12 protein-coding genes are annotated in these 9,294 nt (G+C 31.7%); 11 read left to right on the top strand and 1 reads right to left on the bottom strand.

From position 1 onward, the window contains the following. Positions 1–123 (bottom strand): cytochrome c biogenesis protein CcdA (locus VJ881_00550; protein HKL74528.1); only part of this gene is annotated, 123 nt, incomplete at its 3' end. 261 nt (positions 124–384) lie between these two features. Between VJ881_00550 and VJ881_00545 the strand changes: the two genes are divergently transcribed. From VJ881_00545 to VJ881_00495, 11 genes are all read left to right on the top strand, one after another. After that, positions 385–1,776 carry an aminopeptidase gene (locus VJ881_00545; GenBank protein HKL74527.1) on the top strand — a complete coding sequence of 464 codons (1,392 nt, stop codon included), beginning with the start codon at positions 385–387 and terminating at the stop codon, positions 1,774–1,776. 112 nt (positions 1,777–1,888) lie between these two features. After that, complete coding sequence (locus tag VJ881_00540; protein ID HKL74526.1) at positions 1,889–2,308, top strand: MaoC family dehydratase; 420 nt, start codon at positions 1,889–1,891, stop codon at positions 2,306–2,308. 117 nt (positions 2,309–2,425) lie between these two features. Further along, positions 2,426–3,073 carry a thioredoxin family protein gene (locus tag VJ881_00535; GenBank protein ID HKL74525.1) on the top strand — a complete coding sequence of 216 codons (648 nt, stop codon included), beginning with the start codon at positions 2,426–2,428 and terminating at the stop codon, positions 3,071–3,073. Between the two features lie 44 nt (positions 3,074–3,117). Next, the gene (trxA, locus tag VJ881_00530; GenBank protein HKL74524.1) at positions 3,118–3,438 is read left to right on the top strand and encodes a thioredoxin; all 321 of its coding nucleotides are present in this window, start codon (positions 3,118–3,120) and stop codon (positions 3,436–3,438) included. A 103-nt stretch (positions 3,439–3,541) separates the two neighbouring features. Beyond that, positions 3,542–3,979 (top strand): DUF1934 domain-containing protein, encoded by a 438-nt coding sequence (locus tag VJ881_00525; protein HKL74523.1) that lies wholly within the window; start codon positions 3,542–3,544, stop codon positions 3,977–3,979. Continuing rightward, positions 3,976–5,652, top strand: coding sequence for an arginine--tRNA ligase (gene argS / locus VJ881_00520; GenBank protein ID HKL74522.1), 1,677 nt, complete (start codon positions 3,976–3,978; stop codon positions 5,650–5,652). Before VJ881_00525 ends, argS begins: the two co-directional genes overlap by 4 nt. A gap of 75 nt (positions 5,653–5,727) precedes the next feature. Further along, positions 5,728–5,883, top strand: a complete 156-nt coding sequence (locus tag VJ881_00515) for a XapX domain-containing protein (GenBank protein ID HKL74521.1) — start codon at positions 5,728–5,730, stop codon at positions 5,881–5,883. Positions 5,884–5,913: 30 nt separating this feature from the next. Continuing rightward, positions 5,914–7,515: a CTP synthase gene (locus VJ881_00510; GenBank protein HKL74520.1), complete on the top strand. Its 1,602-nt coding sequence runs from the start codon at positions 5,914–5,916 to the stop codon at positions 7,513–7,515. Between the two features lie 39 nt (positions 7,516–7,554). Beyond that, complete coding sequence (locus VJ881_00505; protein HKL74519.1) at positions 7,555–8,328, top strand: enoyl-CoA hydratase-related protein; 774 nt, start codon at positions 7,555–7,557, stop codon at positions 8,326–8,328. A gap of 14 nt (positions 8,329–8,342) precedes the next feature. Beyond that, positions 8,343–9,056 carry an HAD family hydrolase gene (locus VJ881_00500; protein HKL74518.1) on the top strand — a complete coding sequence of 238 codons (714 nt, stop codon included), beginning with the start codon at positions 8,343–8,345 and terminating at the stop codon, positions 9,054–9,056. A gap of 13 nt (positions 9,057–9,069) precedes the next feature. Beyond that, on the top strand, positions 9,070–9,294 hold a 225-nt coding region (locus VJ881_00495), incomplete at its 3' end, for a PAS domain-containing protein (GenBank protein ID HKL74517.1).

Genomic DNA, 9,294 nt, shown 5'->3' with positions numbered 1-9,294 from the left:
TTGTTTTGAATAATCGCCTATTAAAAATGTAATATATGATGGAATAAGTGGTAGTACACATGGAGAGAAAAAAGAAAGTGTTCCGGCAGTGAAAGCAATTAGTATAGAAATATCACCCTGCATATAAGTACTCCTTTCTTTATGAGATATATTTATTTAATTATATTAAAATTTCTAAATTAGTTCAGTAAAATACTTTACCAGTTTTATCAGGATTAAAAATGCTTTAATACATTATTAAATAAAAACAACCTTAACTTGATAATTATAATTTTAAACATGGTGAAAATATAAAATTTTCAAAAATATTATTGATATTTTAAAATATTTAAGTTATAATATTAAAGTGTTGTTTTTGATATTAATTTCAAAAGGAGGAATAAGATGAGTGAAAATAAAGCTTATGAAGCAAAAAATGCATGGACAGAAATGGAAGAAGTAGAAAAAGAAGAAATTTTTGAATTTAATAATGAATATGGTGAATTTCTATCTAAGAACAAAACAGAACGTGAATTTGCCAGAAGTTCAGTAGAATTACTAGAAAAAGAAGGTTTTATTAATATTGAGGATATAGATAAATTAGAAGCAGGTGACAAAGTTTATGCTATAAATAGAGAAAAAGCTTTGATTGCTGCAATTATAGGTGAAAAAGATCTTGAAGAAGGATTGAGAATTGTGGGGGCTCATATGGATGCTCCTCGTATTGATTTAAAACCAAATCCTGTTTATGAAGATGGTGAACTTGCCTTTTTTAATACTCATTATTATGGAGGAATTAAAAAATATCAGTGGGTCACTATACCACTTGCACTCCATGGAGTTGTAATAAAAGAAGATGGTAGTAAAATTAATATAAATATTGGAGAGGATGAAGATGATCCAGTATTTTATATAAGTGATTTATTACCTCACCTGGCTCAGGATCAGGTTAAGAAAAAATTAGGAGAAGGAATTAATGCCCAGCAATTAAATATTGTTACAGGTAGTATTCCAGTAGAAGATGATGAAGATGAAAAAGAAAAAATCAAAAAAGGTGTTCTAAATCTATTAGATGAAAAATATAATATAAGTGGAGAAGATTTAGTAAGTGCTGATATTGAAGTAGTACCAGCAGGAACTACCAGAGATGTTGGCTTTGATCGCAGTTTATTGATGGGATATGCCCATGATGATCGTGTATGTAGTTATACTGCACTACAGGCCTTACTTGATTTAGAAAATCCTTCTTATACTGCTATGGCCCTTTTGGTAGACAAAGAGGAAATAGGTAGTATGGGTAGTACAGGTATGCAGTCTAGATTTTTTGAAAATACAGTAGCAGAAATGACAGATCGTTATTATGATGATTATAGTGAATTAATTGTAAGAAAAATTCTTGAAAATTCCAAAGCTATTTCTGCAGATGTTAGTGCTGCTTTTGATCCGGATTTTGCAGATGTATATGCTAAAAACAATGCTGCTTATCTTGGAAAAGGATTGGTATTAACTAAATATACTGGTTCTAGAGGTAAAGGTGGTTCTTCAGAAGCAACTGCAGAATTTGTTGGACATATTAGATCTTTATTTAATGATAAAGGTGTTATCTGGCAGATTGCTGAACTTGGTAAAACTGATCAGGGTGGAGGAGGAACTATTGCTCAATTCATGGCCAATTATAATATGGATGTCTTAGACTCCGGGCCAGCTGTTCTCTCAATGCATTCTCCCTATGAAGTAGTAAGTAAAGTAGATGTTTATAATACTTATTTAGGATATTATGTATTTATGAATGAGTAAAACTATAAATAAGCAGGTTCCCCTAAATTGGGGAGCCTGTATTTAAAAAGCAAATATATTTTTTAAATCAACATGTGAAAATAATAACAAATAACAAGAGGAGGAGATAATAATGTTAAAAGGAAAAAGTATTGAAGAAATGGAAATGGGAGAAAAGGCAAGTTTTACAAAAACTATAACTGAAACTGATGTTGTTAATTATGCAGGAGTTACTGGAGATTTTAATCCTGCTCATATTAATGAGGAGTATGCAAATGATACAATGTTTGAGGGCCGAATAGCTCATGGAATGTTAGGTGCTGGCTTAATTTCAACTGTTTTGGGAACTAAACTTCCTGGACCGGGAGCAATATATGTAAAACAGGAATTAGAATTTAGAGCCCCGGTTAAATTCAATGATACTATAACTGCCGAAGTTGAAGTAATAGAAAAAAATGAAGAAAAAAATAGAGTTGTAATGAAAACAATCTGTACTAATCAAAAAGATAAAGCGGTAATTAAAGGACAGGCAACCTTAATGCCTCCTAAGTAAAATAATAATTTTTTTTCACAAATGTAATGTATTTAACTTCAAAAATTCTAAAATCAGTTATAATATTAAATAGTGAAAATAAAACGTGAAAAAAAATTATTAAAAGGAGTTGGTTTGATGCCTAAGATTAGTGAAGATGAACAAAAGAAAATAAAAGATATGTTTTCCGATAAAATGGAGGGAGACGTAAATATACTTTATTTCTCCAAAGAAGATGATTGTGAATACTGTGAAGATACTGAAGCAATATTAACTGAGATCAGTGAATTGGATGATAGAATTAGTCTGGAAGTAAATGATCTCGATAGTGATAAAGCTGAAAAATACAATATTGAAATGGCTCCTGCTACAATTTTTGTAGATGAAGATGGTAAAGATAGGGGAGTCCGTTTATATGGAATTCCTTCAGGTTATGAATTTAATACTATAATTGAAGGTATAATTGATCTTTCTCGTGAAGTGCCTGATATTCCCGAAGATATGATAGAAAAGATTAAAGAAATAGATTCTGAAGTAAAACTACAGGTATTTATTACTCCAAGTTGTCCATATTGTCCACGTGCAGTTAGAGTAGCACATCAAATGGCAATGGTTAATGATAATATAAGAGGAGATATGGTTGAAGCAGTAGAATTCCCAGAGCTTTCTGATAAGTTTGGTGTATCTGGAGTACCTAAAACAGTAATAAATGATGGAGCTGCTGAACAGGTTGGTGCTGTACCACTTAAAGCAATAGTAAGTAAAGTTAAAAAGGCTATAGCCTAAATAAAATAATATAAATTTCAATTTTTAAATGGAGGAGATAATTAATGAGTAAACCGGTAAAAGTTACTGATGGAAATTTTAATCGTGAAGTTATGAAGGCAGATAAGACTGTAATTGTTGATTTTTGGGCAGAATGGTGTGGACCATGTAAAATGGTTGAGCCTGTTATGAAAAATATAGCCCGTGAATATGCAGATGAAGTAAAAGTTGCAAAATTAAATGTTGATGAAAATCAGTCAACAGCTGCTCGTTATGGTGTTCAAAGTATTCCAACAATGATTGTTTTTGAAAATGGAAAAGTAAAAGACAAGATCGTTGGTTATGCACCAAAAGGAAGATTAGTGAAAAAATTAGGACTTAAATAGAGCTTGTCAAAAGAAAACAAATAGTATATAATAATAAAAGTGTAAGATAGTTATTAAAACCACAGTGTTAAGCTGTGGTTTTTGACTTTGAAGGGGTTTTTTTATGAAATATGAGGTAAATATTGAAATAAAAAACAGACAAAATGTGGAAGGTGCCGAAACTGATTTTTTAACAAATTCTAGTGAAGGCTTTTTTTATATTAAAAACAATATTTATTATCTAATTTATAATGATTATTCTGAAGGTATTGAAGGAGCTAAAACTACTCTTAAAATTGAGCCTGAAGAAAACAGAGTTTTACTAATGAGAGCCAAACCAGCAGCAATGAAACAGGACTTTGTTGAAAAAGAAAAGACTGAAGGTTTTTATCAGATTAATCAACAGGAGGTTAGCCTTGAGGTAGAAACTGAGGATATTCAAATTGAATTAGATGAATCAGAGGGGAAGATTGAATTAGAATATACTCAATATCTAATGGGTGAGGTTATAGGAAAAAATAGTTTAGAAGTTTATTACCAAAGGAAAGGGGTTGAAGGATGATGACAGAAAATATGATGGCAAAAGTGGAAAAGAAACTTAAAGAAAATTTGAAAACAGCTTTAGATAAAGCTGTTCAGGAAAAGGGTCTGGAACTTAAGGAATATCCGGAAATTGAGGTTGAAATACCTCGCGAAAAAGAACATGGTGATTATGCTACTAATTTAGCGATGGTTCTTGCCAGTACTTTTAAAACTTCTCCGCGAGAAGTAGCTGATATTTTGGTAGATAAATTTTCTTCAGATTTAGTAGAAGATATTGAAATAGCTGGCCCTGGTTTTATTAATTTTACCTTAGATAATAGCTGGCTTTATGATACAGTTCACAAAATTATTGAAGATGGTAAAAATTATGGAGAAACTGATTTTGGTCAGGGTGAAAAAGTACAAATAGAGTTTGTGAGTGTTAATCCGACCGGTCCTTTACATGTTGGCCACAGTAGAGGAGCAGTAGTAGGAGATGTTTTAAGTAGAATTTTAAAAACTACTGGTTTTGAGGTTGACAAAGAATATTATATTAATGATGCTGGAAATCAGATGGATGTTTTAGGAAAATCTACTCTAGTTAGATATAAACAGGTTTTAGGTCAGGATGTAGAAATGCCTGAAGAAGCTTATGTAGGAGATTACATAACAGATATTGCCGAAGAGATAAAGGAAGAAAAAGGTGATGAAATTTTAGATCTTCCTGAAGATGAACAACTGGTATTTTGTAGAGAATTTGCCTATGATCGCTGTTTAGAAACAATCAAAAAGGACCTTAAAGAATTTGAAATAGATTTTGATGTCTGGTTTAGTGAAAGATATTTACATGACGAAAATAAGATTGATGAAGCTATTGAAAAACTTGAAGAAAAAGGATATATTTATCGAGAAAATGAAGCAGTTTGGTTTAAGGCATCAGAATTTGGTGATGATAAAGACAGAGTTGTAGTTAAATCTGATGGAAATAAAACTTACTTAGCTGCCGATATTGCCTATCATTTGAACAAACTGGAAAGAGGTTATGATAAATTAATAAATATCTGGGGAGCAGATCACCATGGATATATATCAAGAGTCAAAGCTTCTATTCAGGCTTTTGGCTATCCAAAAGATACTTTAGAAGTAATTGTTGTCCAGATGGTTACCTTACTTCGTGATGGAGAAACTGTGCCAATGTCCAAAAGAGCTGGTAACTTTGTTACTATGCGAGAAGTTATGGAAGAAGTAGGAAAAGATGCTGCCCGTTACTTCTATGTAATGAGAAGTACAGACAGTCATTTTGATTTTGATTTAGAACTTGCTAAAAAAGAAAACACTGATAATCCAGTTTATTATATCCAGTATGCTCATGCAAGAATCCAAAGTATTATGGAAAATTTAGATGAAGATATTGATCTAGATTCTGAAGTTGATTTAAGCAATCTTACTCATGAAGCGGAAATGGAACTTATGAAAATGATGGCTCATTATCCTGAAATGTTAAAATTAAGTGCAGAAAGAAAAGAAGCACATCATGTAGCAAATTATGCTTATGATTTGGCAAATGCATTCCATGTATTTTATAATAAATGTAGAGTTATAACTGATGATAAAGAATTATCAAAAGCAAGAGTGTATCTAGTAAAAGCAGCAAGACAGGTATTACGTAATGTATTAAATGTACTTGGAATAAGTGCACCGGATCAAATGTAGTATCAAAATAATTTTGTTCATCTTTAAAGGTGAACGGGTGGGCGAGGGAATCAACAAAATAAGGAGGTTTAAGTTATGAGTGATACTTTATTAGCTCTTATAACTGGTTCTTTAGTTGGAGCAGTTTTCTCATTCTTCAACTTACCTATTCCCGCACCACCTGCATTACCTGGAATTGCAGGAATTGTTGGGATTTATTTAGGATTTAAAATTCTTAATATATTAATTTAATTATAATAAATAAGGGGTTGAATAGGAAAAATGTCGAAATATATTTTTGTGACTGGAGGTGTAGTTTCTGCTCTCGGAAAAGGAATAACTGCTGCCTCACTTGGACGGATTTTAAAAAGTCGTGGACTTAATGTCAGTATTCAAAAATTTGATCCATATATTAATGTGGATCCCGGGACAATGAGTCCCTATCAACATGGTGAGGTTTTTGTAACTGAAGATGGTGCAGAAACTGATCTGGATCTTGGTCATTATGAGCGTTTTATTGATACTAATTTAAGTCAAAATAACAATGTTACTACCGGTATGGTATATGGTTCTGTTATTCGCAAAGAGAGAAAAGGTGAATATCTAGGAGCCACTGTTCAGGTTATACCTCATATTACAGATGAGATAAAGAATAGAATAACCAAAGTTGGAAAAGAAACAGAAGCAGATGTAGTAATTACTGAAATTGGAGGTACAGTTGGAGATATCGAAAGTCTTCCTTTTATAGAAGCAATCAGACAGCTAAGAAGTGATTTAGGACAGAAAAACATATTTTATCTACACTGTACTCTTGTACCTTATTTAAAAACTGCTGGAGAATTAAAGACTAAACCAACTCAGCATAGTATTAAAGAACTCCGCAGTCTGGGAATTCAACCTGATTCAGTTGTCTGTCGTTCAGATCGTGATCTTACCAAAGAAGTTAAAGATAAAATTGCTTTATTTGGTGATATAGAAAAAAAAGCAGTTATTCAACTGGCTGATGCAGATAATATTTATGAAATACCCCTCTTTTTAAAAGATGAGAGACTGGATGATATTGTAATTGAAAAATTTGAATTGGAAAATGAAGTTGAAAAACCGGATCTAAAAAAATGGAAATCCATGATTGAAGATATGAAAGTTAGACATAAAAAAGTAAAAGTAGGTATTGTTGGTAAATATGTTGAATTACCTGATGCCTATATAAGTATTAATGAATCACTTGATCATGCTGGAGTTGCCAATGATGCAGAAGTAGAAATTGATTTGATATATGCTGAAGACCTTGAAGATTCAGATCCAGAAGAACATTTAGCTGATCTGGATGCAATTTTGGTACCTGGTGGATTTGGTGATCGTGGTATTGAAGGCAAAATAAATTCTATAAAATATGCCCGTGAAAATAATATTCCTTTCTTTGGTATTTGTCTTGGTATGCAGTGTGCAGTAATAGAATTTTCAAGAAATGCTGCAAATCTCAATGAAGCTAATAGTTTTGAATTTGATCCCTCAACACCGTATCCTGTTATTGATATTATGCCTGAACAAAAAGAAATTGAAGATTTAGGTGGAACAATGCGTCTGGGTAAATATCCCTGTGAGCTAGTTAAAAACACTATTTCTAAAAAAGCTTATAAAAAAGAAAGTGTTGATGAACGTCATCGTCATAGGTATGAATTTAACAATGAATATCGCAATAAACTAAATGAAAAAGGAATGATTTTCTCCGGTTTATCCCCTGATGAAAAATTAGTAGAAATTGTTGAATTAGAAGATCATCCCTGGTTTGTCGGAGTACAGTTTCATCCAGAATTTAAATCGCGTCCTAATAGACCTCATCCACTTTTTGTAAGTTTTATTAAAGCTGCTTTAAATAATTAATTTTAAATATATATTTCTTTAAACTTAAGGAGGATAATAATGGCTAAGTTATTAGTGGATATTGAGTATACTCCCCCTCTGGCCATAATCTATTTAAATCGGCCAGAAGTATTAAATGCTTATAATCAAAGTCTCCTGGATATTTTTGAAAAGAAAATAAAAGAATTATTAGAGGATGAAAAAGTTGAGGCAATAATTATCACGGGAAAAGGAAGAAAAGCCTTTACTGTTGGTGCTGATATTGATTGGCTGGAAAAACTGGATTCAGAAAGAGCAGAGGAAATTTCCAGACAGGGCCAGCGGATTTGCAATTTAATTGAAAAAACACCAAAAGTTGTAATTGCAGCAATTAATGGTTATGCTTTAGGTGGTGGACTTGAGTTGGCTCTTGCCTGTGATCTTAGAGTTGCAAGTACCAGAGCCAGATTTGGCCAGCCTGAAGTAAGACTTGGGATTGTTCCAGGTTTTGATGGTACTCAGCGTTTACCTGAATTAATAGGAGTGGGGAGAGCAAAAGAAATTATGTTTACTGGTGAAATCTTTGATGCTTCTCAGGCTTATGAGATAGGACTTGTTAACAAGGTTGTTACTCCACGAGATTTACTGGAAACAAGTAAGGAACTGGCCCATGAAATTGCAGAACAATCTTCACAGGCGGTAGCTCTAATCAAAGATGTAATTAATTATAGTTGTAATTCAGGGCGAGATAAAAAAAGCGAATATGAAACCAAAGCTTTTGGAGCCTGTTTTAAAGATGAAGAACATCTGAAGAGAATTCATAAAATCCAGGATATGATTTCTAACAATTCCTGAGGGAGTGAATTATTTTGTTAAAAGAAAAAAATATTTTATTAGATCTGGATGGAACTCTTTTACCTATTGATATGGACTATTTTTTAAAATTATATTTTCAGGCTTTAACTGAAGAGTTTGCTGATTTGAAAAATAAAGAAGAATTTATTCAGATTTTGATGCAGGCTACCGAAAAAATGATAAAAAATGATGGGAAAAGAGTAAATAAAGAAGTTTTTAAAAAGGAATTTTTTAATAAACTTAATATAGAAGATGAAAATAAAATCATGAAACGTTTTGATGATTTTTACAAAAATAAGTATCCAAAATTAAAAAAGAAATTAGATTTAAAATCAAGAGCTCCGGAGTTAATTGAAATCTTAAAAAAATTAGATAAAAACTTAATTTTAGCCACTAACCCTCTTTTTCCCCTGGAAGCTATAGAGGAAAGAATAAGATGGGCAGGTATTGATCCAACTGATTTTGATTATATTACCTGTTATGAGGAGATGCATTATGCAAAACCAAACCCCAAATTTTATAGTGAAATTTCCCAAAAAATAGAGTTTAATTCTGAAGAAGCTATCATGATTGGTAATAATTCAAAAGAGGATATGATTGCTAAAAAAGTAGGGATGAAAACATATTTGATAAAAGACTTTTTAGTTGATGAAGGTACTCCCTTTGAACCTGATTGGGAAGGAAATTTAGATGATTTAATAGAACTTTCTAAAAGAAAACTATTATAATAGGAGGAAGAATATGTTTTTCCAGGATAATAATCAGGGAGATACAAAAGAAGAAAAAATAACAAAAATGAAAAAATATATTGATATCCTGGAAACTATCCTGGATAATGCCTATGAAGGAATTGTAATTGTTGATAAAGATGGCTATATTATAAGATTTAATCATGCCTATCAGGAATTTTTGGGAGTTAGTGAAAAAGAGGTTTTAGGAAAGCATGTAACAGATGTTATAGAAAAT

This window comes from Halanaerobiales bacterium (assembly GCA_035270125.1).
GTDB lineage: Bacteria > Bacillota > Halanaerobiia > Halanaerobiales > DATFIM01 > DATFIM01.
Note: the sequence above shows the minus strand (reverse complement) of the source record. Positions and strands in the feature narration are given on the sequence as shown.